This window comes from Pseudomonas sp. SJZ079 (assembly GCF_007993865.1).
Lineage (GTDB): Bacteria > Pseudomonadota > Gammaproteobacteria > Pseudomonadales > Pseudomonadaceae > Aquipseudomonas.
This window is the reverse complement of record NZ_VIUH01000019.1, coordinates 64,369-85,288: the sequence shown is the minus strand read 5'-3', so window position 1 is coordinate 85,288 and position 20,920 is coordinate 64,369. Positions and strand designations below refer to the sequence as shown.

The 20,920-nt window shown below is 64.0% G+C and carries 20 protein-coding genes; 9 read left to right on the top strand and 11 right to left on the bottom strand.

The features are described from left to right. Nucleotides 1-98: 98 nt before the first annotated feature. Complete coding sequence (gene glyA, locus FBY03_RS16785) at nucleotides 99-1,352, top strand: serine hydroxymethyltransferase (protein WP_147173503.1); 1,254 nt, start codon at nucleotides 99-101, stop codon at nucleotides 1,350-1,352. 346 nt (nucleotides 1,353-1,698) lie between these two features. Then, the gene (locus FBY03_RS16780) at nucleotides 1,699-2,070 is read left to right on the top strand and encodes a PilZ domain-containing protein (protein WP_147173502.1); all 372 of its coding nucleotides are present in this window, start codon (nucleotides 1,699-1,701) and stop codon (nucleotides 2,068-2,070) included. Between the two features lie 158 nt (nucleotides 2,071-2,228). On the opposite strand, the gene radA is transcribed toward FBY03_RS16780, so the two are convergent. Together radA and FBY03_RS16770 are read right to left on the bottom strand one after the other, a co-directional pair. Next, nucleotides 2,229-3,593 carry a DNA repair protein RadA gene (gene radA / locus FBY03_RS16775; protein ID WP_147173501.1) on the bottom strand — a complete coding sequence of 455 codons (1,365 nt, stop codon included), beginning with the start codon at nucleotides 3,591-3,593 and terminating at the stop codon, nucleotides 2,229-2,231. Between the two features lie 100 nt (nucleotides 3,594-3,693). Continuing rightward, nucleotides 3,694-3,939, bottom strand: a complete 246-nt coding sequence (locus FBY03_RS16770) for a YdcH family protein (RefSeq protein WP_147173500.1) — start codon at nucleotides 3,937-3,939, stop codon at nucleotides 3,694-3,696. Between the two features lie 213 nt (nucleotides 3,940-4,152). Between FBY03_RS16770 and mscL the strand changes: the two genes are divergently transcribed. Next, on the top strand, nucleotides 4,153-4,563 hold the full coding sequence (gene mscL / locus FBY03_RS16765) for a large-conductance mechanosensitive channel protein MscL (RefSeq protein WP_147173499.1): 411 nt from the start codon (nucleotides 4,153-4,155) through the stop codon (nucleotides 4,561-4,563). Nucleotides 4,564-4,627: 64 nt separating this feature from the next. Here the strand turns inward: mscL and FBY03_RS16760 are convergent, their stop codons facing one another. Further along, the gene (locus FBY03_RS16760; protein WP_147173498.1) at nucleotides 4,628-5,404 is read right to left on the bottom strand and encodes a ferredoxin--NADP reductase; all 777 of its coding nucleotides are present in this window, start codon (nucleotides 5,402-5,404) and stop codon (nucleotides 4,628-4,630) included. Nucleotides 5,405-5,622: 218 nt separating this feature from the next. Here FBY03_RS16760 and FBY03_RS16755 point away from each other — a divergent pair, with 218 nt between their 5' ends. Then, nucleotides 5,623-6,747, top strand: coding sequence for a class I SAM-dependent methyltransferase (locus FBY03_RS16755; protein ID WP_147173497.1), 1,125 nt, complete (start codon nucleotides 5,623-5,625; stop codon nucleotides 6,745-6,747). A gap of 170 nt (nucleotides 6,748-6,917) precedes the next feature. Here FBY03_RS16755 and FBY03_RS16750 read toward each other — a convergent pair whose 3' ends face one another. Genes FBY03_RS16750 through FBY03_RS16740 form a run of 3 tightly spaced genes read right to left on the bottom strand, consistent with a single transcriptional unit; the run spans nucleotide 6,918 to nucleotide 9,522 of the window. Continuing rightward, nucleotides 6,918-7,061 (bottom strand): DUF2474 domain-containing protein, encoded by a 144-nt coding sequence (locus FBY03_RS16750; protein ID WP_147173496.1) that lies wholly within the window; start codon nucleotides 7,059-7,061, stop codon nucleotides 6,918-6,920. A gap of 11 nt (nucleotides 7,062-7,072) precedes the next feature. Continuing rightward, nucleotides 7,073-8,080 carry a cytochrome d ubiquinol oxidase subunit II gene (cydB, locus tag FBY03_RS16745; RefSeq protein ID WP_147173495.1) on the bottom strand — a complete coding sequence of 336 codons (1,008 nt, stop codon included), beginning with the start codon at nucleotides 8,078-8,080 and terminating at the stop codon, nucleotides 7,073-7,075. A gap of 2 nt (nucleotides 8,081-8,082) precedes the next feature. Next, nucleotides 8,083-9,522 carry a cytochrome ubiquinol oxidase subunit I gene (locus FBY03_RS16740; RefSeq protein ID WP_147173494.1) on the bottom strand — a complete coding sequence of 480 codons (1,440 nt, stop codon included), beginning with the start codon at nucleotides 9,520-9,522 and terminating at the stop codon, nucleotides 8,083-8,085. 280 nt (nucleotides 9,523-9,802) lie between these two features. On the opposite strand from FBY03_RS16740, the gene FBY03_RS16735 reads away from it, so the two are divergent. Further along, nucleotides 9,803-11,047, top strand: coding sequence for an MFS transporter (locus FBY03_RS16735; RefSeq protein ID WP_147173493.1), 1,245 nt, complete (start codon nucleotides 9,803-9,805; stop codon nucleotides 11,045-11,047). Between the two features lie 10 nt (nucleotides 11,048-11,057). On the opposite strand, the gene FBY03_RS16730 is transcribed toward FBY03_RS16735, so the two are convergent. Further along, the gene (locus tag FBY03_RS16730; protein ID WP_147173492.1) at nucleotides 11,058-11,933 is read right to left on the bottom strand and encodes a LysR family transcriptional regulator; all 876 of its coding nucleotides are present in this window, start codon (nucleotides 11,931-11,933) and stop codon (nucleotides 11,058-11,060) included. Nucleotides 11,934-12,044: 111 nt separating this feature from the next. On the opposite strand from FBY03_RS16730, the gene FBY03_RS16725 reads away from it, so the two are divergent. Then, nucleotides 12,045-12,461, top strand: a complete 417-nt coding sequence (locus FBY03_RS16725) for a DoxX family membrane protein (RefSeq protein ID WP_147173491.1) — start codon at nucleotides 12,045-12,047, stop codon at nucleotides 12,459-12,461. Next, nucleotides 12,458-13,174, top strand: a complete 717-nt coding sequence (locus FBY03_RS16720) for a glutathione S-transferase family protein (RefSeq protein ID WP_147173490.1) — start codon at nucleotides 12,458-12,460, stop codon at nucleotides 13,172-13,174. Before FBY03_RS16725 ends, FBY03_RS16720 begins: the two co-directional genes overlap by 4 nt. A 23-nt stretch (nucleotides 13,175-13,197) precedes the next feature. On the opposite strand, the gene FBY03_RS16715 is transcribed toward FBY03_RS16720, so the two are convergent. After that, nucleotides 13,198-13,752 (bottom strand): DJ-1 family glyoxalase III, encoded by a 555-nt coding sequence (locus FBY03_RS16715; protein ID WP_147173489.1) that lies wholly within the window; start codon nucleotides 13,750-13,752, stop codon nucleotides 13,198-13,200. A 185-nt stretch (nucleotides 13,753-13,937) separates the two neighbouring features. On the opposite strand from FBY03_RS16715, the gene FBY03_RS16710 reads away from it, so the two are divergent. Together FBY03_RS16710 and trmA are read left to right on the top strand one after the other, a co-directional pair. Continuing rightward, a complete protein-coding gene (locus tag FBY03_RS16710; RefSeq protein WP_147173488.1) occupies nucleotides 13,938-15,230 on the top strand; it encodes an NCS2 family permease in 1,293 nt (430 codons plus the stop codon). Between the two features lie 153 nt (nucleotides 15,231-15,383). Continuing rightward, nucleotides 15,384-16,472: a tRNA (uridine(54)-C5)-methyltransferase TrmA gene (gene trmA, locus FBY03_RS16705; protein ID WP_147173487.1), complete on the top strand. Its 1,089-nt coding sequence runs from the start codon at nucleotides 15,384-15,386 to the stop codon at nucleotides 16,470-16,472. A 194-nt stretch (nucleotides 16,473-16,666) separates the two neighbouring features. Here the strand turns inward: trmA and FBY03_RS16700 are convergent, their stop codons facing one another. The 3 genes from FBY03_RS16700 to FBY03_RS16690 form a co-directional block, all read right to left on the bottom strand. Beyond that, entirely contained in the window at nucleotides 16,667-17,932 is a 1,266-nt protein-coding gene (locus tag FBY03_RS16700) for a nitrate/nitrite transporter (RefSeq protein ID WP_147173486.1), read from the bottom strand. A gap of 50 nt (nucleotides 17,933-17,982) precedes the next feature. Beyond that, on the bottom strand, nucleotides 17,983-19,056 hold the full coding sequence (locus FBY03_RS16695; RefSeq protein ID WP_147173485.1) for a sugar phosphate isomerase/epimerase: 1,074 nt from the start codon (nucleotides 19,054-19,056) through the stop codon (nucleotides 17,983-17,985). A gap of 162 nt (nucleotides 19,057-19,218) precedes the next feature. Continuing rightward, nucleotides 19,219-20,715 (bottom strand): PLP-dependent aminotransferase family protein, encoded by a 1,497-nt coding sequence (locus FBY03_RS16690; protein WP_147173484.1) that lies wholly within the window; start codon nucleotides 20,713-20,715, stop codon nucleotides 19,219-19,221. Nucleotides 20,716-20,920: the final 205 nt, after the last annotated feature.

Below are 20,920 nucleotides of genomic sequence, written 5' to 3'. Positions count from 1 at the left end.
CGCTACATGACCAAGCTTCATATGCCCGCCGAGCCCGGATGCGTTAGAATTCGCTCCCTCTTTCAACCGCCCAACTGACTTTTCTCAGGGGATTACCTATGTTCAGCCGTGATTTGAACCTTGCCCGTTTCGACGCCGAATTGTCTGCCGCGATGGAGCAGGAAGCCCAGCGCCAGGAAGAACACATCGAGCTGATCGCCTCGGAGAACTACACCAGCCCGGCGGTCATGGAAGCCCAGGGTTCGGTACTGACCAACAAGTACGCCGAAGGCTATCCGGGCAAGCGCTACTACGGCGGTTGTGAATACGTCGATGTGGTCGAGCAGCTGGCCATCGACCGCGCCAAACAGCTGTTCGGCGCCGACTATGCCAACGTCCAGCCGCACTCCGGCTCGCAAGCCAACGCCGCCGTGTACATGGCCCTGCTCAACGCCGGCGACACCGTACTGGGCATGAGCCTGGCGCATGGCGGCCACCTGACCCATGGCGCCAGCGTCAGCTTCTCCGGCAAGCTGTACAACGCCGTACAGTACGGCATCGACGGCAATGGCCTGATCGACTACGCCGAAGTCGAGCGCCTGGCCGTCGAGCACAAGCCGAAGATGATCATCGCCGGCTTCTCGGCCTACTCCCAGGTTCTCGACTTCCCGCGTTTCCGCGCCATTGCCGACAAGGTCGGCGCCTACCTGTTCGTCGACATGGCGCACGTCGCCGGCCTGGTCGCCGCTGGCGTCTACCCGAACCCGGTGCCGTTCGCCGATGTGGTCACCACCACCACCCACAAGACCCTGCGTGGCCCGCGCGGTGGCCTGATCATCGCGCGCAAGAACGAAGAGCTGGAGAAGAAATTCAACTCCGCGGTGTTCCCCGGCGGCCAGGGTGGCCCGCTGGAACACGTGATCGCGGCCAAAGCGGTGTGCTTCAAGGAAGCCCTGCAGCCCGAGTTCAAGGCTTACCAGCAACAGGTGGTGAAGAACGCCCAGACCATGGCCAGCGTGTTCATCGACAACGGCTATGACGTGGTTTCCGGCGGCACCGAGAACCACCTGTTCCTGCTCAGCCTGATCAAGCAGGAAATCACCGGTAAAGATGCCGACGCCGCCCTGGGTCGTGCCTTTATCACCGTCAACAAGAACAGCGTGCCGAACGACCCGCGTTCGCCGTTCGTTACCTCCGGCCTGCGCATCGGCACTCCAGCCGTGACCACCCGTGGTTTCAAGGAAGGCGAGTGCCGCCAGCTGGCCGGCTGGATCTGCGAGATCCTGGCCAACCTGGGCGACGAGTCGGTGGTCGACCGCGTGCGTGAGCAGGTCAAGGCGCTGTGCGCCAAGTTCCCGGTTTACGGCGCCTGATCTGACACCTGGAACACGGAAGCCCGCCGCTCGGCGGGCTTTTTCATAAGCGCTGCAAAGCAACGGGCCCTTGAGCGAGTCAGCCGAGCGGCACGCCACCTGAGCAACGCTCAGCTTGCGCACGGCACTTGCTCATCAGTCTTTTATGCCGCATTTTTGCGCGCCGCCCTGTTAGGGCAACAACAGCCCACGAGCAAACCGGGCCAGACGCAGCCAAGCATGCAGGTACCAACTTGAGAATCAGCCGGTTGGTGATCAGGTATCTGGTCATGCTCCACTGCGGACCGCCTGTTTGCCCCCACCGCCAGCCCCGCTATAGTGGGTAGAATCGCCCAGGAGTTTTCCCATGAGTGAAACATCTAACGAGCGTCGGCGTTTTCACCGCATCGCCTTCGACGCACCCACCGAAATCGTGCAGGGCACGCAGAGCTGGAGTGTCGAGCTGCTCGACGTGTCACTCAAGGGCTTGCTGATCAAACGACCGGAGGACTGGGACGGCGCGCCGCACCAACCCTTCCTGGCCTGCGTCGAGCTGGGCGGTGAGACCCAGGTGCGCATGGAAATGGTGCTGACACGTATTCAAGAGCAACTGCTGGGCTTCGTCTGCACGCATATCGACCTCGATTCGATCAGTCACTTACGCCGCTTGGTCGAACTCAATCTCGGCGACGAGCAGTTGCTGGAGCGCGATCTGGCGGCGCTCAGCGAAGAGAGCTGAATTTCACACCAGCCCTCCCTGGAAACCTCCACTCTGCTGGCCGCCACGCCGGATGCAGCCAGTCCCGCAATCGCTGGCTGAACCACCTTCCCAGCGTTGCCCACGACTGGACGGCGGAGCCGGCTGACCGCCCCAACGAAATCCAAGCCTAGGCTGCGCTACTCGAACAAGGCGTCCAGCGCCTGTTCCAGGCGCGTCACCGCGATCACCTGCAACCCGGCGGGTGCTTCTTTCGGTGCGTTGCCTTTGGGCACGATGGCGCGTTTGAAACCATGCTTGGCCGCCTCTTTCAGGCGTTCCTGGCCGCTCGGCACCGGACGGATTTCACCGGACAGGCCGACCTCGCCAAATACAAGCAAGTCATGAGGCAGCGGTCGGTTGCGCAGGCTGGAGATGACGGCCGCCATCAAGGCCAAATCCGAGGCGGTCTCCAGCACCTTGACCCCGCCGACCACATTGAGGAACACGTCCTGGTCGTAGGTGGGGATACCGCCGTGGCGGTGCAGCACGGCCAGCAGCATGGCCAGGCGGTTCTGATCCAGCCCCAGGGTGACCCGGCGCGGGTTGCCCATGTGACTGGTGTCGACCAGGGCCTGCACTTCGACCAGCATCGGCCGGGTGCCTTCCCAGGTGGCCATGACCACGCTGCCCGGCACTTCTTCCTGGGCGCGGGTGAGGAAGATCGCCGAAGGATTGGTGACCTCCTTCAAGCCCTTATCGGTCATGCCGAACACGCCCAGCTCGTTGATCGCGCCGAAACGGTTCTTCACCGCGCGCAGCAGGCGCAGGCGCCCGTCCGACTCACCCTCGAAATACAGCACGGTGTCGACCATATGCTCGAGCACGCGCGGGCCCGCCAGGGCGCCTTCCTTGGTCACGTGGCCGACCAGGAAGATCGCCGTGCCGCTCTGCTTGGCGAAGCGTACCAGCAGCGCCGCGCTCTCACGCACCTGGGCCACGCCGCCGGGGGCCGATTGCAGTTGCTCGGTGAAGATCGTCTGGATCGAGTCGATCACCATCACCTTGGGCTTTTCCAGGCGCGCCGTGGCGATGATGGTTTCGATGTTGGTCTCGGTCATCACCTTGAGCTGGTCTTCCGGCAGCCCCAGGCGCCGGGCGCGCATCGCCACCTGCTGCTGCGACTCCTCGCCGGTGACGTACAGCGCCGGCATGCGTGTGGCGATATTGCACAGGGTCTGCAGCAGGATGGTCGACTTGCCGATACCCGGATCACCGCCGATCAATACCACCGAGCCGTCCACCAGACCACCGCCCAACACCCGGTCCAGCTCGCCGGAGGCGGTGGAAAAGCGCGGCACCTGCTCGACACTGACTTCCGCCAGGGTCTTGACCTGCGCTTGCTGACCGGTCCAGCCGGTACGCCCGCTCGGCGTCGCCGTATTGGCCTCCAGCAGGGTTTCCACCAGGGTGTTCCAGGCACCGCACTCAGCGCATTGGCCGGCCCACTTGGGAAACGTCGCACCACACTCGGTGCAGCCGTACAAACGCTTGGCCTTGGCCATCTCCGCTCCTCGTTCGGGCGCACCTCGTAGCCTGTATGGCTAGCCGGTCCCGTGTCGACAAAAGCGGCATGATAGCCGAGCTGTTGGCCGCTGCGGTCGCTCAGCTGCCAGCAGTTTTGAGCAGCCCGGCGATTTCGTCCTTGAGCGCCACGCGCTGCAACTTCAAACCTTGCAACACCAAGTCGTCCAGATTGGCCAGGCCGTCTTCGGCCTCATAGATGCGCTTATCCAGCGTCTGGTACTCCTCGGCCAGCCTGGAGAAATGCGCATTACTCTGCAGCAGGCTGCGCAGAGCGTTTTGCTGATCGGGAAACTCGCGGGACAGTGGGTGATATTCGAGCGGCATGACGGAGACTCCTGAGGGTTTCTTCTATCAGACTAGCCCATCGATTGGCGAAAGCGCCGCCCCAGCGGCCCGCCGGTCTCCCTGGCGGAAACCACTGCTCGGTGAGCGGGTTTCGCCTCTGGCCTAGGCTACCCACGCCCCTGTAAACCCCAACTGGCAAGCCCGTACCAGTGAATTACACTCACCGACACCACCTATAAGGAATATCTAGCCATGAGTGTCTTGAGTGAGTTCAAAACCTTCGCGGTCAAAGGCAACGTGGTCGACATGGCCGTAGGCATCATCATCGGCGCGGCCTTTGGCAACATCGTTGGCTCCTTCGTCGGCGACGTGATCATGCCGCCCATCGGCTTGCTGATCGGGGGCGTGGACTTCTCCGACCTGGCGATCGTGCTCAAGGCCGCCGAAGGCGACATCCAAGCGGTGACCCTGAATTACGGCAAGTTCCTGCAGAGCATCCTCGACTTCCTCATCGTCGCCTTCGCCATCTTCATGGGGGTCAAGGTGATCAACAGGCTCAAGCGTGAAGAAGCGGCCGCCCCGACCAAACCAGCGGTACCGACCCAGGATCAGCAGCTACTCAGCGAAATCCGCGACCTGCTCAAGGCCCAGCAAGCGAAATAGGCCGACAACCTCGGCTAGGAAACGGCGCTCAACGGCGCCGTTTCTATGGCTGCGGCGCAGCGGACTACCAGTAATTCTCTACCGCCACCTGTCCCGGGCGTCGGGTCAGGCTCAACTGCAAGTCGCGCTGTTTCAGCAGCGTGCGGGTGTCTTCGATCATCTGCGGGTTGCCGCACAGCATCAGCCGCGAGTGCTCGGGCTCCAGCGCCAGGCCGGCCGCGCGCTCCAGTTCGCCACTTTGCAGCAAGGTGGTGATGCGCCCATGCAAGCAGCCTGGGGCATGCTCCCGGGTGACCAAGGGCAAGTAGGTCAGTTTGTCGGCGTAGTCGGCCAGGTGCTCCAGCTGGCTGAGCCCATGGATCATGGGCTGATAGGCCAGTTCGCTGGCCGTGCGCGCGCTGTAGATCAGAACGATGCGCTCGAAGCGTTGCCAGGCCTCGAAGTCCTGCAATAGCGAGAGGAACGGCGCCAGGCCGGTGCCACTGGCCAATAGCCAGAGGTCACGCCCGGTGGCGAAACGCTCGAGGGTGAGGAAACCAAACGCCTGTTTATCCACCAGCAGGCTATCGCCGGCCTTGAGCCGGCTCAGCTCGGAAGTGAATTCGCCACCGGGCACGACGATGGAAAAGAACTCGAGAAACTCGTCGTGCGGCGCCGAAACCATCGAGTAGGCGCGCCAGACCACAGAGCCGTCCGCCTTGCGCACGCCCAGGCGGGCGAACTGACCGGCGCGAAAGCGAAAGCCGGGATCACGCGAGCAACGCAGGCTGAACAGGCTCGGCGACCAGACCCGCACCTCGCTCAGGGTTTGCCGGGTGAACTTCTCTTCGCTGACGGTCATACTTCGCTCCCATCGTTTATCGGGACAGCTACAGTGTCCCGCAAAGCAGGCGGTGTGAAAACGTCACGAGCGAAGGCTAGATGAGACGGAGGCAGACAAAAAAGCGCAATTTACCCGCAGTAAATGAGCATTTTTTGTCTGCCTCCAACGCCGTATAGCCGAGCGCAGTAGTTTTCCCACCGCCTGCAAAGCGTCCTCGACCACCACCAGCAGTCCATATGCCTATATTCGTTACACCTTATGCCCAACTCGAGCTGATCCGCCAACCCGAGCAACAGGCCGAGCCGTTGCAGGCCTTCGATGCCGCCGACGAGTACCTGCTCAACTATCTGCACGAGCAAGAGCTGCCGGCGACGACCCGGGGGCTGGTGCTCAACGACAGCTTCGGCGCCCTGGCCGCCAGCCTGGCTGGTCATGCACAAGTCGTCAGCAGCGGCGACTCCTACCTGGGCCAACTAGGCTTGCAGATCAACCTGGGGCGTAACCAGTTGCCGACTGACGCGGTGAGCTTCGTGCCGGCCAGTGCAACCGCGCAGGGGCCGTTCGATCGGGTGCTGATTCGCGTGCCGAAGACCCTGGCCCTGCTCGAAGAACAACTGATTCGCCTGCACGGCCAACTGGCGCCTGACGCCCAGGTGATCGCCGCCGCCATGGTCAAGCACCTGCCGCGCGCCGCCGGCGATCTGCTGGAGCAGTACATAGGTCCGGTGCAGGCCTCGCTGGCGGTGAAGAAGGCCCGCCTGCTCGTGGCCACGCCTGAGACAAAAACCGCGCCGGCATCGCCCTACCCAACCCGTTACCACCTCGAGCAACCGCAGCTGGAACTGCTCAACCATGCCAATGTGTTTTGCCGCGAAGGCCTGGACATCGGCACCCGAGCCTTCCTGCCGCACCTGCCCAAGCACCTGGGGCGCACCCGCGCGGCCGATCTCGGTTGCGGCAATGGCGTGCTGGGCATCGCCTATGCCCTGGCCAGCCCGCAGGCAGAACTGACCCTGGTCGACGAGTCCTATATGGCCGTGCAGTCGGCGGCGCAGAACTGGCGCGCGGCGTTGGGCGAGCGCCCGGTGACTATTCGCGCCGGCGATGGCCTGGCCGAGCAGGAGGCGGAGTCACTGGACCTGGTGCTGTGCAACCCGCCGTTCCACCAGCAGCAGGTGGTCGGCGATTTCCTCGCCTGGCGCATGTTCCAGCAAGCCCGCGCGGCCCTGGTCAAGGGCGGCGAGCTGTGGATAGTCGGCAACCGCCACCTGGGCTACCACGCCAAGCTCAAGAAGCTGTTTCGCGGCGTCGAGCAGGTCGCGGCCACGCCGAAGTTCGTGGTGCTCAAGGCGATCAAGTAGGGTGGGTTAGCGGCGCAGGGCAGCAATCCCACGGCAGACAGAGAACTCGAAGCGCCGCGTAACCCACCAGACAGGAGTCCGGGTTGCCCCCATGGTGGGTTACGGCGCAACAAAAATTGGCGCAGCCTCGGCAATCCGGACAGGCGCCTAACCCACCCTACGCCAGCGGTTCATGGCGTACCCAGCCCCGCCGCCGTCATAAACAGCCGCAGCAGCCCGGCCACCACGCCGAGGGCCAGCACGCTGGCGGCCCAGATCAGCAGCAGCCAACCGAGGCGCTGCCACAGCGGCTTCTTCTCGCCCGACTCACTCATCGCCCCGCGCCTCAATGGTAGCCATCCTCTTCCCGCACCTTGCCGCGGAACACGTAATAGCTCCAGACCGTGTACATCAGGATGAAGGGGATGATGAACAGTGCGCCGACCAGGATGAAGCCCTGGCTCTGCGGCGGCGAGGCGGCGTCCCAGATCGACACCGACGGTGGGATGATATTCGGCCACAGGCTGATGCCCAGGCCGCTGTAGCCGAGGAAGATCAGGATCAGGGTCAGCAGGAACGGCGCGTAGTTGGCGTTGCGCGCCACCGCCCGCAACAGCGCCCAGGTGCACAGCAGCACCAGCAACGGCACCGGCATGAACCAGAACAGGTTGGGCAGGCTGAACCAGCGCGCGGCGATCTCGGCGTGCGCCAGCGGCGTCCACAGGCTGACCACGCCGGTGACCGCCAGCAGGACGAACACCAGCGGCCGCGCCAGGTCGTGCATCTGCTGTTGCAGGCGGCCTTCGGTCTTCATGATCAGCCAGGTGCAACCGAGCAAGGCGTAGGCGGCGATCAGCGCCAGGCCGCAGAACAATGAGAACGGCGTCAGCCAGTCCAACGCGCCGCCGGCATAGGCCCGATTCACCACCGGGAAGCCGTCGATGTAGGCGCCCAGCGCCACCCCCTGAAAGAAGGTCGCGGTCAGCGAGCCGCCGATAAACGCCTTGTCCCAGATGTGCCGCTTGGCGGCCTTGGCCTTGAAGCGGAACTCGAACGCCACACCGCGAAAGATCAGCCCCAGCAACATGAAGATCAACGGCAGGTACAGCGCACTCAAGACCACCGCGTAGGCCAGCGGAAAGGCGCCGAACAGCGCCGCGCCACCGAGCACCAGCCAGGTCTCGTTGCCGTCCCACACCGGCGCCACGGTGTTCATCATCACATCGCGTTCGCCGTCACTCTTGACGAAGGGGAAGAGGATGCCGATGCCCAGGTCGAAACCGTCCATCACCACATACATCATCACCCCGAAGGCGATGATCACGGCCCAGATCAAGGAAAGATCGATGCCCATATTCAGCTCCTCTCAGACAGTCTGTCGCTGCCGTTCTCGTGCAGATCTTCCTCGGCCGCGGACAACGGACGCGATGGCGTATGCTGCTGCCCTGGACCGCCCTCGACGACTTCCAGACCTTCGCCGGTGACCGGGCCCTTGCGCACCAGGCGCATCATGTAGCCGAGGCCCACGCCGAACAGGGCGAAATACACCACCACGAACAACGTCAGGGTCAGGCTCATCTGCACCAGCCCGTGCCCGGAAGACGCATCGGCGGTGCGCATCAGGCCATGAATCACCCAGGGCTGGCGACCGATCTCGGTGGTAAACCAGCCGGCGAGCAGGGCAATAAGCCCGGACGGCCCCATCCAGACCGCCAGATGCAGGAACGCGCGGTTCTCGAACAATTTGCCGCGACTGCGCAGCCACAAACCCCAGAGACCGGTGAGGATCATCAGCAGGCCCAGGGCGACCATCACCCGGAAGGTCCAGAACACCACCGTCGAATTGGCGCGATCCTCGGGGGCAAACTCCTTCAACGCCGGCACCTGCTGATCCAGGCTGTGGGTCAGGATCAGGCTGCCGAGGGCGGGAATTTCCAGTTTGAAGCGGGTCTCCTCGCGCTGCATGTCCGGCCAGCCGAAGAGGATCAGCGGGGTCGGCTCGTCGCCGTGGTTTTCCCAGTGACCCTCGATCGCGGCGATCTTCGCCGGCTGGTACTTGAGGGTATTGAGGCCATGCAAGTCGCCGATCATCGCCTGGATCGGCGCCACCAGCAGGGCCATCCACAGGGCCATCGAGAGCATCTTGCGCAGCGCCGGGTTGTCCCGGCCGCGCAGCAGGTGCCAGGCCGCCGAGGCGCCGACGAAGAACGCGGTGGAGAGGAAGGCCGCCGTGGCCATGTGCGCCAGGCGATAGGGGAAGGACGGATTGAATATCACCGCCAGCCAGTCCACCGGAATCACCCGCCCATCGATGATCTCGAAGCCCTGCGGGGTATGCATCCAACTGTTGGAGGCGAGAATCCAGAAGGTCGAGATCAGGGTGCCGATCGCCACCATGACCGTGGAGAAGAAGTGCAGCCCCGGCCCCACACGGTGCCAGCCGAACAGCATGACGCCGAGAAAACCCGCCTCGAGGAAGAAGGCGGTGAGCACTTCGTAGGTCAGCAGCGGCCCGGTGATCGCACCGGCGAAGTCGGAGAAGGCGCTCCAGTTGGTGCCGAACTGATAGGCCATGACCAGCCCGGAGACCACGCCCATGCCGAAGTTGACGGCGAAGATTTTCGACCAGAAGTGGTACAGATCGCGGTACACCTCCTGCCCGCTCTTCAGCCACAAGCCTTCCAGCACCGCCAGGTAACTGGCCAGGCCAATGGTGATGGCCGGGAAGATGATGTGGAAGGAGATGGTGAAGGCAAACTGGATTCGGGCGAGATCTAGAGCCTCTAAGCCGAACATAGAACTTCCTCAGTCAGATTATTCGGGGCACAGCCTGGTGCGAGCTCCAGACGTTGGAGCGCATTGCGGCGCAATCGTTCTTGTCATGCAGGCAAACGGCGGGTGGGCCAAGCAGCCCCCAGGCCAAGGCAAACGGGCCTTGACCTGGATCAATCAATGCTAAAAGAGTAACGCCATCGCACGCACTTGAAGCTGTGGTTATTTGTCGCGCGAGGCGACTGGCCTGGCCGTCGGCCATGCTAAGCTAGCGCATCATTAGTTAGCCTGCTAAGCACTTACCATGTCCGTTCACGGCAAACTGCTGCTGCGTCACCAGCGTCCCTTTATCGCCTTCTGGCTGGCCCGCGTGTGCACCGCCAGCGGCTTTCAGATGTTGACCGTGGCCATCGGCTGGCACCTGTATCAGTTGACCGGCAACGTGCTCGACCTGGGCCTGGTCGGCCTGGCCGAGTTCCTCCCGCGCGTGCTGTTCATGCTGCACACCGGGCATGTCGCCGACCGCTACGACCGGCGCAAGATCGCCGCCCTGTGCCAGGCCGGCCAGGCGCTGATCGCCATCGCCCTGGTGCTGGGCAGCAGCAGCGGCGCGGTGACCCGCGAGCTGATCTTCATCCTGGCCTTCCTGCTCGGCAGCGCCCGCGCCTTCGAGATGCCGGCGACCCAGGCGCTGCTGCCCAGTCTGGTGCCCAAGGCGCTGTTTCCCGCCGCGGTAGCCGCCTCGGCTTCGGCCATGCAGACCGCGACCATCGCCGCGCCGGCGCTCGGCGGCTTGCTGTATGCCTTCGGCAGCCTGTGGGTGTATGCGCCGACCGCGCTGCTGTATGTCCTGGCCTGCAGCCTGATGCTCAGCCTGCCGGCACGGCAAACAGCGCTGCGCAAGGAGCGCGCCTCGCTGCACTCGCTGCTCGCCGGCATCCGCTACATCCGCAGCCGCCGGGATATCTTCGGCGCCATCTCCCTCGACCTGTTCGCCGTACTGCTCGGCGGCGCCACTGCCCTGCTGCCGGTGTTCGCCAAGGACATCCTGCTCACCGGGCCCTGGGGCCTCGGCCTGCTGCGCTCGGCGCCGGCGGTCGGCGCCCTGTTGATGTCGTTCTGGCTGGCGCGCTTTCCCATCGAGCGTCAGGTCGGGCGGATCATGTTCACTGCGGTGGCGGTGTTCGGCGTGGCGACCATCGCCTTCGGCCTGTCTACCTCGTTCTGGTTCAGCCTGGCGGTGCTGGTAATTCTCGGCGCGGCGGACATGATCAGCATGGTGATTCGCGGCGCCTTCGTGCAGTTGCACACCCCGGACGAGATGCGCGGCCGGGTCAGCGCGGTCAACGGCCTGTTCATCGGCGCCTCCAACCAGCTCGGCGAATTCGAATCCGGCCTCACCGCGCACTGGTTCGGCACTGTGCCGGCGGTGGTGCTCGGCGGCGTCGGCACCCTGCTGGTCACCGGCACCTGGATCAAGCTGTTTCCCAACCTGGCCCGGCGCGACCAACTGCAGGAACCCGAAGAGATCGCCGAGGCGCCGCGCTAGCGCTGCGCCCTCAGTGCACCAGGCGCGGGTCGGCACTCAGGCGCTGGTAGAGAAAATCGCTCAGCGCCCGAATGCGCGCCACCTTGCGCAGGTCCGGATGGCTGAGCAGCCAGACCTGGGTGTCCAGCGCCGGTTCGGCGTCGGCCAGGCGCACCAGCTCGGCATGCGCCTGCGCCAGTGGGCAGAGCAACAGGCCGGCGCCCATGCCCTGACGCACGCACTCGAGCATCCCGACCAGGCTGTCGCTGCGCGTCAGCACTCGCTCATCGGGTACCTGGGCGGCCAACCAGGCACTCTGTTCGAGATGTGCCAAGGACTCGTCCGCGCCCACCCACAGGTGCTCCGCCCAGGGTAGCGACGTCGGCTTGTCGGCCAGGTAGGCACGCGAGGCATACACCGCCGTCTGGATCCGTCCGACGCAGCGGCCGATCAGGTTGTCCGGCGGCCGATTGCTGCCGCGCACGGCCATGTCGGCCTCGCGCTGGGTCAGGCTGAGGAAACTGTTGTTGATCACCAGTTGCAGGGACACCTGCGGATGCAGACGCTGGAACTCGGCCAGCAACGGCGTCAGCAGACTGTGGAACAGGGTGTCGGTGGACGTCAGGCGGATGCTGCCACGAACCTGCTGGTCCTGACCCAGCAGTTGCCGGCCGGCACCGTCGATCTGCTCGCCCACTCCGCCGAGCCGACCGGCCAGTTCCTCGCCCGCCTGGGTCAGCACGTAGCCCCCGGCCAGGCGCTGAAACAGGGCCACGCCGAGCTGCGCCTCCAGACGCTGCAAGCGGCGCAGCACGGTGCTGTGGTTGACCCGCAGGGCGCGCGCCGCCTGGCTGATCGAACCGCCCTGGGCCACGGTGAGGAAATACTGCAGGTCGCTCCAGTCCATCTATGCAAATCCGCATAATCGTTCCGCAGATATTGCGAATTTATCCGCCAAATTGCAAAGCCCAGACTCTGTGCACAGGCACTCTCGCCTGCTGCACACAGGACTTCTGTCATGCGTACATTCAACTTCCTCGGCAACCCAGCCGCGGCCAGCCTACTGCTGCGCATTGGCCTGGCCGGCATGTGGATCAGTCACGGCCTTATTCTCAAACTGCTCACCTTCGGCGTCGTCGGCCTCGGCAACTGGCTGGCCGCTATCGGCCTGCCATCCGCCCTGGCCCTGCCGCTGATTCTCGCCGAAACAATCGGCGGCCTGCTGATCCTGCTGGGCATCTACGGCCGCTGGGTGTCGCTGGCCCTGTTGCCGATCCTGCTCGGCGCGCTGCTGATCCATGCCGGCAACGGCTGGGTGTTTTCCAACCCCGACGGCGGTTGGGAATACCCCCTGTTCCTCGCCGTGATGACACTGGTGCACGCGCTGCTCGGCGATGGTCCCCTGGCCCTGAAGGCCGCAGGAGCCACCTCATGAAAGCTGCCCTCGAACTGATCAGCCATCCGCTGTGCCCCTATGTGCAACGCGCGGCCATCGTCCTGGCGGAAAAGGGCGTTGACTTCCGCCGCCGCGACATCGACCTGGCCGACAAACCGGCCTGGTTCCTCGCCCTCTCGCCGCTCGGCAAGGTACCGCTGCTGCGCAGCGAGCACGGCGTGCTGTTCGAGTCGGCGGTGATCGCCGAGTACCTCGACGAGACCCTGGCCCCACCCCTGCACCCACTGGACGCCTTCGAGCGTGCCCGCCATCGGGCCTGGGTCGAGTTCGCCTCGGCCGTTTTGAACGACATCGCGCGTTTCTACAATGCCGCCGACGCCGATGCGTTCGAGGCTCAGCGCCAGGCCTTGCGCCGCCGCTTCGAGCAGCTGGAGGCCGAACTCGGCAGCGGGCCCTGGTTCGCCGACGCGAATTTCTGCCTGGTGGATGCGGCCTTTGCCCCGGTGTTTCGCTACTGGCAGGTATTCGAACGGATCACCGACTTCGGCATCTTTGCCGGCTTGAGCAAGGTGCAGCGCTGGCGCCAGGCGCTGGCCATGCGGCCCTCAGTGCGCCACGCCGCCCCGGCAGACTACCGCGAACGCCTGTGGCAGTTCATTGCCCGTCGCGACAGCCATCTGACGACCCTGCTCAAGCAGAACTCGCCCGCACAGCTCGCCAGCGCCCCGGCCCCGCTGCGCTTAGGGTCGTAGCGGGGCTGCAGACCAGGCGCGGCTCAGCCGACCAGCATGGCCTCGGCCACCTGCTTGCGCGTGCCCTTGCCGCGCAGGTGTTCGACCAGGGTCAGGGCAAACTCCAGGGCGGTGCCCGGGCCCTGGCTGGTGATGCAGTTGCCGTCGACCACTACCGGCTGATCGACGAAGGTGCAGCCGCTGAGACGCTCGCTGAAGCTCGGGTAACAGGTCATCCGCCGCTGCTTGAGCACGCCGAATGGCTGCAGCGCCACCGCCGGCGCCGCGCAGATACCGGCGAACAATTTGCCGGCCTTGGCCTGCTCGCGTACCCGCTCGGCCAGCGGCTCATGCTCGGCCAGGCGCTGCGCGCCGGGCATGCCGCCGGGCAGCACGACCAGGTCGAAGTCCTGGGCCAGCACGTCGACCAGCATGGTATCGGCGGTCAGGCGGGTGCCGCGGGCGCAGGTGATCATCCGCCGACCTTCGATGCTGGCGACCACCACCTCGATTTCGGCACGGCGCAGCACATCGATCAGGGTCACGCATTCGATGTCCTCGACGCCATCGGCAACGGTAATAACTGCGCGTGTAGTCATGCTGACCTCCTCTAGGTTGCAGAACGAAAGCGGCCCGTTCGGTCATAAATTCACCGGTTACGGCCTAGCTGATATGATGCGCGCCTTTTCCCAGACCGCCAGCAAAATCATCCACGCGCCAGTGGCTGTGCTTTGCTTTCGTTCTGCACTTTTAACGGCGCATCAGACGTCACAGGGAGCTTCGCATGCTGGAAAAGCTGTTCCAACTCAAAGCCCACCAAACCACGGTGCGCACCGAGGTGCTGGCCGGTCTCACCACCTTTCTGACCATGGCCTACATCCTCTTCGTCAACCCGAGCATCCTCGCCGAAACCGGCATGGACCATGGCGCGGTATTCGTCGCCACCTGCCTGGCAGCGGCCATTGGTTCGGCGGTCATGGGCCTGCTGGCCAATTACCCGATCGCCCTGGCGCCGGGCATGGGCCTCAACGCCTTCTTCACCTACACCGTGGTGCTGACCATGGGCCACACCTGGCAGGTGGCCCTGGGCGCGGTGTTCCTCTCCGGGGTGATCTTCTTCACCCTGTCGATCTTCAAGATCCGCGAGTGGATCATCAACAGCATCCCCATGGCCCTGCGCGCCGGTATTGCCGCCGGCATCGGCCTGTTCCTGGCGATCATCGCGCTGAAGAACGCCGGCATCGTGGTCGACCACCCGGCCACCCTGGTCGGCCTCGGCGACATGAGCCAGGGCGGCCCGCTGCTGGCCTGCCTGGGTTTCTTCACCATCGCCGCCCTGGCTTACCGCCGCGTCACCGGTGCGGTGATGATCGGCATCCTGCTGATCACCGGCCTGTCGATCGTCCTCGGCCTGTCCAAGCTCGACGGCGTGATGTCGATGCCGCCCGCCCTGGCGCCGACTCTGCTGCAACTGGACATCATCGGCGCCCTGGACATCGGCTTGCTCAGCGTGATCTTCGCCTTCCTCTTCGTCGACCTGTTCGACACCTCCGGCACCCTGGTCGGCGTGGCGCAGAAGGCCGACCTGCTGGATAAGGACGGCAAGATGCCCAAGCTCGGCCGCGCCCTGCTGGCCGACAGCACCGCGACCATGGCCGGCGCCGCCCTGGGCACCTCGACCACCACCAGCTATATCGAATCGGCCGCCGGCATCAGCGCCGGCGGGCGCACCGGTCTGACCGCCTGCGTGGTCGCCCTGCTGTTCCTCCTCAGCCTGTTCTTCGCCCCACTGGCCGGCGCCGTGCCGGCCTACGCCACCGCGCCGGCGCTGCTGTTCGTCGCTGTTTTGATGATGAGCAGCCTGGCGCAGATAGACTGGGACGACCTGACCGTCGCCGCCCCCGTGGCCGTCGCTGCGCTGGCCATGCCGCTGACATTCTCGATCGCCAACGGCATCGCCTTCGGCTTTATCACCTGGACCCTGGTGAAAGTGCTGGCCGGACGCTGGCGCGACCTCAACCCGGCGCTGGTGATTCTCTCGGCGCTGTTTGTGGTCAAGCTGGGCTGGTTTGCCTGAGACTGACCGTCCAAACCCAGGGAGGGTTTACCGTAGCCCGGATGTAATCCGGGACAACTCTTAACCCGCCCTGGATTTCATCCAGGCTACCCTGAGCCGGCGTAGTTGCAGGATCAGAAACATCATTCCAATTGTCCAACCTCAGAGTGATTCATGAGTCTTTCGCAGTTCGATCCCGCTACCTACACCAGCCAGCTTGCCGAGAAGAAACAGCGCCTGATCGAACTGCTGGCGCCGTTCGCCGCCCCCGAGCCCGAGGTGTTCGACTCGCCGCGCGAGCATTACCGCCTGCGCGCCGAGTTCCGCCTGTGGCGCGAGGCCGAGCAGCGTCACTACGCCATGTTCGCCCCGGGCGACAAGCACACGCCGATTCTGCTGGATGACTTCCCCATCGCCAGCACGCGGATCAATCAGCTGATGCCACAGCTGAAAGCCGCCTGGCAGGCCAGCCAGGTACTGAGCTTCAAGCTGTTCCAGGTCGAGTTCCTCACCACCCTGGCCGGCGATGCGCTGGTCACCCTGTGCTATCACCGCCCGCTGGACGCAGCCTGGCAGGCCGAGGCGGAGCAGCTCGCCGGCGAGCTGGGGGTCAACCTGGTCGGCCGCTCGCGCGGCAAGCGCATCGTCATCGGTCGGGATTTTGCCGAGGAAGAACTGCAAGTCGCCGGCCGCACCTTCCGCTATCGCCAGCCGGAAGGCGCCTTCACCCAGCCCAACGGCGAGGTCTGCCAGAAGATGCTCGGCTGGGCCTATGAAGCGCTCGGCCAACGCGACGACGACCTGCTGGAGCTGTACTGCGGCAACGGCAACTTCACCCTGCCGCTGGCCACCCGGGTGCGCAAGGTGCTGGCCACCGAGATCAGCAAGAGCTCGGTGAACGCCGCCCTGGCCAACCTGGAAGGCAACGGCGTGGACAACGTGACCCTGGTGCGCCTGTCCGCCGAGGAGCTGACCCAGGCGCTCAACGAGGTGCGGCCGTTCCGCCGCCTGGCCGGCATCGACCTGAAGAGCTACCAGTTCGGCAGCGTGTTCGTCGACCCGCCACGCGCCGGCATGGACCCGGACACCTGCGAACTGACTCGACGCTTCGAGCGCATCCTCTACATCTCCTGCAACCCGGAGACCCTGGCCGCCAACATCAGCCAGCTCAGCGACACCCACCGGGTCGAGCGCTGCGCACTGTTCGACCAGTTCCCCTACACCCACCACATGGAAGCGGGCGTGCTGCTGACCCGGAGATAATCGGGCTTTCGCGGGCAACAGCTCCCGCACCCACAGATTGTCCCAGGATGCGGCTCCGACGTTTGCCTGCACAGCAAGGGATCTGACCAGGGCGGCAAATGCAGCCCTGAATCAGCGCCTGCGGGAACGCAGAACAGGCAGGCTTGCCGTGACCGGGGAACGGCCCGGTCACGGCAAGCCTCACCCTCGTTTCATCAGTTCTGAGTCAGCGCACCAGCGGGTAGCTCAACGGACCTGTTCTGCACGGCGCGATACAGCAGACTGGAAACCATAAAGCCGATCACGGCCAGTAGGCTCATCAGGGAAAAAACATAATCGTAGCCTTGCTGGCCCGGAAAGCTATCCAGGATGGAGCCATAGATCACATAGGCGAACATACCCGGTGCATAGCCGATCAGACAGCCGATACCAAAGGCCGAGCCGGTGATATGCGGGGCAATCCCCACCTCACTCATGGGCGCCCAGAACACCCCACGCATGGTGAAAACGATCAAGGCGAAGGAGAGCGTGGCCGCCATCCCGGCAAAGATGAAACTCGAGCCCTTGGGGATCAGCATGATCACCGCCATGACCGGCAGCAGCGCGAGGAACGCCCACCTCATATAACGCGCCGAGCTCTTGCAGCGCTTGTCCGCCAGGAAGCCGCCCGCCGGGCCACCCAGCACCTTGAGGAAATACTGATTGATGATCCCGTAGGCGCCGACCAGCGCCACCGGCAGCTCGTACATATCCTTCAGGTAGGGGATGAAATAGGTCAGGCCGCAGTAGACGATGTAGACCATGAACACATTGCAGCTGACCAGCCAGACGCCCGGTACCCGCACCGCTTCGAGCAGGCCGGAGAGACCGGAGCGCGGAGTCGCTGTCGACTGCGACGCGCGATCAGTCAGCAGGAACCAGGTGAGGATGCCGGCGAGAATATCGATCGTCGCGTAGAACAGGATGGCTGACTTCAGCCCCGCCTCCCCCGAGCCCATGACGACGAACACCCCCAGGGCGGAGAAGGCGATCAGGGTGTCGACCACGCCACGGCCGCCCTCGAGCAAGCCGAACATGCGCCCCTGCTCATTGTCATCGCCGAGGTTTTTGATGGCCTTGAGCAGGGAGGGCCAGAAGATGCAGTCGGCGCAGATGGCAAACAGGCCGAACACGATCAGCAGCCTGTCGAAACCGGGAAAGGTCGCCAGATAGAGCCCCAAACCGCCGGTGCCGATCAAGCCCAGGGGGATCAGCTTACGGGTGTCGAAACGATCGGCGAGCATGCCGCCGACCACGAAAAGCACGGTGGCGACAATGGCATTGACGCTCATCAGCGTGCCGATCTCGGTATGACTCAGCCCCATGAACTCCTGCATGGGGACGTAGAAGGCGTCTTTCAGACTGCCTAATTTATAGATGGTCCCACCACCGAGGATGAGGACCAAAAAACGAAACCACTTGGCTTTGGCCTGTGCTGTCATTGTTGTTCTCCACAGTAAACAAATTGGTATCTGCCGAGCGCCGCTTGAGCTCAGGCGCAGGTGAACGGCGTATCTGCCAGGGTTAATTCAGACAGGACCTTCAGCTCGCCCAACAAGCCGCGCACAAAGCGAACCTGATTGTTCGCCCAACGCCACTCATCGGCGGCCATCCGCTGCGCTGTGTAACCGGCGGGCAGGGCCGTCTCGCTCATCTCGCGATAGGGAATAAAGGGGTCTTGCGCTTCATCCGACTGGCGGAATGCCGGGGCGATGTAGTGGTTTTCCTGCTCCAGGATGAAGGCAATGACCTGGGGCGCCTGCTCACCGAGCATCAGCAATTCGTAAAGCATCCGCGGCCCAGGCAAGTCATCGTCGGCACTGCCCTGGAGCACACCCTGGTGACCAAAGCCGTTTTGCTCGGGGACGATGCGCACCCCTTTCAGGTGCACCTGGCGGATATGCGGAGCCAGGGTTTGCAGCGCCGAGAGCGGCTGCTCGCAGGCATTGATCATGTTGCCGAAGTCGAACAGTGCGTGCAGACGTGGATGGTCGAGACGCTCTAACAACTGCGCAATGTCGCCGCTCTTCAGCTCCTCGTGCTGCTCGAAGTCGAAGAACAGGTCATGCAACTCGGCTTGCTGGGCCAGATAGTGCAGATCGGTTTCGATCAGATCCATCACCCGTGAGAGATGCCCCTCGTAGCGCGAATAGACGCGGATATTGCGCACACCCAAGGTTCTGGCGATGGCCACCACCTGATCCACGTCCTCCTTGCGCGTGCTGCTGATCTCCAGGTGCAGATCGAGGCCCAACTGCTCGGCCTTGGCGGAAAATCCCAGAAGCTGCTCGGAGCTCATCCGGGCGAGGCTGTTGTCTTCGCCGTCGAGCAGGTGCAGGCTCAATCCCTGGAGTTCATGACGGTAGGCGAAATCGAGCAAATCGGCCGGTTGCAGAAGCCCCTGGGTCAGGTTGCTGAGTAACGGGTAGCCGTGGGCGAACAGACGCAGTTGCTCGAGTCGCTCGAGCAGTTTTCGCGCCAGTGATGGGGTGAGTAAGGGCGGAGGGCTGGCGCCGTCGGCCTTATGGCTCAACAGGGCGCTGAAGCGCGCTTGGATAGGGTTCATTGCAATCATTCCTCGTGTAGGCACCGGCCTGGCCGGTGGTGCCTTTATCGCGCGGGAATGGAGCTATCCATATAGCCATTACTGGCTAATTATTAAGACCACTTTTACAACCACACGCGCCGACCACGTGCCGCTTGCTCGGCAGCAAGGCCGGGGTGGACCTCAGAGCCTGTATCCCATGCTTATCAGGCCCTGTGCCAGGGCCTCGACCTTATCGACGGCCTGCTCCTCTGGCGTGCCGGCAAAACCTATCAGCAGGCCGGGCGGCAGGTAGCGCTGAATGCAGTAGTCGCTCAAGGCATAGGTATAGATCTGCTGGCTGGCCAGCCCTTGGGCGATGGCCGCGTCATTCAGCTCGGGTGGCATCCAGCCGATCAGGTGCATGCCAGCGTCCACCGGCTGGACTCTGATGAAATGGCCAAGGCGCTTCTGCAGCGTTTCCAACAGGCAGTGCTGACGCGCCTGATAGAGGGCGCGCATGCGCCTGATGTGGCCGAGGAAGTGACCTTCGCGCATAAAGTCGGCGGTGACCGCCTGCAGCAGCGTGGCGGGACTGCGATCCATTACCGCACGCATCGCGCAGAACGGCTCAACCAGTGCCTCCGGCAGAATCACATAGCCCAAGCGCAGAGAAGGAAACAGCACCTTGCTAAAGGTGCCGACGTACACCACCCGGGACCACTGGTCCATGGCGTAGAGCGCGGGCTGCGGGCGTCCCTGATAGCGGAACTCACTGTCGCAATCGTCCTCGATGATCCAGCCCAGGTTGCGCCCAGCCCATTCGATCAGTTCGAGTCGCCGCGCATAGCTCATCGTGGTGCCGAGGGGGTGCTGGCGCGACGGCGTGGTGAACGCCAGGCGAGCCCCCGGACACTCGCGCAACCCTTGCTGCACGTCGATGCCTTCCTCGTCGATGCGCAAGGGGACTATCCGACTGCCCTGGGCCTGAAAAGCGATGCGCGCGGCGATATGCCCCGGATCCTCCATCCATACGCTGTCCTGCGGGTCGAGCAAGAGCATTCCCAGCAGGTTGAAGGCCTGCTGGGCACCCGAAACTATCACCACCTGTTGGGCACTGCAGTGGATCCCGCGCGCGTCATACAGATACTCGGCGATCGCCTCGCGCAGCGCCCGCTGTCCCTTCAACTCGCCATAGCTGAGCATGTCCTTGGTCGGCTGACGCAGATGACGGCTCATCAGGCGCTTCCAGATCGGCAAGGGGAAGGCGTCGTAAGCGGCATGGCTGGGCAGAAACGAGGTCGGACAACCGGGCTCCCAGGCGGCGTATGAAATGCCACTGAAATGGTCACTGCGCAGCGACAGGACCGACTGACTCAGGTTCGACAGTCGTGGTGCCTTGCGCGGCTCGTCGGCCGCCGCATCACGGACGCCCCACTCGGCACACACAAAAGTACCGGCACCAGGGCGCGGCTCCAGAAAGCCTTCCGCGGTTAGCTGGTCGAACGCATTGAGTATGGTAATCCGCGATAAACCCAACTCCGCGCACAGGGTACGGGTCGACGGCAGACGCATGCCCCCATGCAGGTGGCCGGCGAGGATCTGCTGGCGTATCTGCAGGTACAGCTGGCGATACAGCGGCACCGAGCCCGTGCGATCCAGCTCGATACTCGCCAGCAGCATGCCACCGGGGGACTTCATTGGTTGCCGGCCTCTCATGGGCTATTGGCCTGTACGGCCGTATCTAGCGGTGCTCACCGCCGAGATTCACCTGAATGGCTGATCCATCACGGTGGCCACAGGCACTATGCAAGCCGCAAATGTTAGCAAAATGAAGCCCTGGAGATTGAACGATGAGCCTCCTCCCCCCCACCGCAGGCGCGCGACCCTGTTCGCGTCTCCACTG

Coding starts and splice junctions, on each gene's coding strand:
- glyA (WP_147173503.1), top strand. CDS start 99: ATGTTCAGCCGTGATTTGAACCTTGCCCGTTTCGACGCCGAATTGTCT.
- FBY03_RS16780 (WP_147173502.1), top strand. CDS start 1,699: ATGAGTGAAACATCTAACGAGCGTCGGCGTTTTCACCGCATCGCCTTC.
- radA (WP_147173501.1), bottom strand. CDS start 3,593: ATGGCCAAGGCCAAGCGTTTGTACGGCTGCACCGAGTGTGGTGCGACG.
- FBY03_RS16770 (WP_147173500.1), bottom strand. CDS start 3,939: ATGCCGCTCGAATATCACCCACTGTCCCGCGAGTTTCCCGATCAGCAA.
- mscL (WP_147173499.1), top strand. CDS start 4,153: ATGAGTGTCTTGAGTGAGTTCAAAACCTTCGCGGTCAAAGGCAACGTG.
- FBY03_RS16760 (WP_147173498.1), bottom strand. CDS start 5,404: ATGACCGTCAGCGAAGAGAAGTTCACCCGGCAAACCCTGAGCGAGGTG.
- FBY03_RS16755 (WP_147173497.1), top strand. CDS start 5,623: ATGCCTATATTCGTTACACCTTATGCCCAACTCGAGCTGATCCGCCAA.
- FBY03_RS16750 (WP_147173496.1), bottom strand. CDS start 7,061: ATGAGTGAGTCGGGCGAGAAGAAGCCGCTGTGGCAGCGCCTCGGTTGG.
- cydB (WP_147173495.1), bottom strand. CDS start 8,080: ATGGGCATCGATCTTTCCTTGATCTGGGCCGTGATCATCGCCTTCGGG.
- FBY03_RS16740 (WP_147173494.1), bottom strand. CDS start 9,522: ATGTTCGGCTTAGAGGCTCTAGATCTCGCCCGAATCCAGTTTGCCTTC.
- FBY03_RS16735 (WP_147173493.1), top strand. CDS start 9,803: ATGTCCGTTCACGGCAAACTGCTGCTGCGTCACCAGCGTCCCTTTATC.
- FBY03_RS16730 (WP_147173492.1), bottom strand. CDS start 11,933: ATGGACTGGAGCGACCTGCAGTATTTCCTCACCGTGGCCCAGGGCGGT.
- FBY03_RS16725 (WP_147173491.1), top strand. CDS start 12,045: ATGCGTACATTCAACTTCCTCGGCAACCCAGCCGCGGCCAGCCTACTG.
- FBY03_RS16720 (WP_147173490.1), top strand. CDS start 12,458: ATGAAAGCTGCCCTCGAACTGATCAGCCATCCGCTGTGCCCCTATGTG.
- FBY03_RS16715 (WP_147173489.1), bottom strand. CDS start 13,752: ATGACTACACGCGCAGTTATTACCGTTGCCGATGGCGTCGAGGACATC.
- FBY03_RS16710 (WP_147173488.1), top strand. CDS start 13,938: ATGCTGGAAAAGCTGTTCCAACTCAAAGCCCACCAAACCACGGTGCGC.
- trmA (WP_147173487.1), top strand. CDS start 15,384: ATGAGTCTTTCGCAGTTCGATCCCGCTACCTACACCAGCCAGCTTGCC.
- FBY03_RS16700 (WP_147173486.1), bottom strand. CDS start 17,932: ATGACAGCACAGGCCAAAGCCAAGTGGTTTCGTTTTTTGGTCCTCATC.
- FBY03_RS16695 (WP_147173485.1), bottom strand. CDS start 19,056: ATGAACCCTATCCAAGCGCGCTTCAGCGCCCTGTTGAGCCATAAGGCC.
- FBY03_RS16690 (WP_147173484.1), bottom strand. CDS start 20,715: ATGAAGTCCCCCGGTGGCATGCTGCTGGCGAGTATCGAGCTGGATCGC.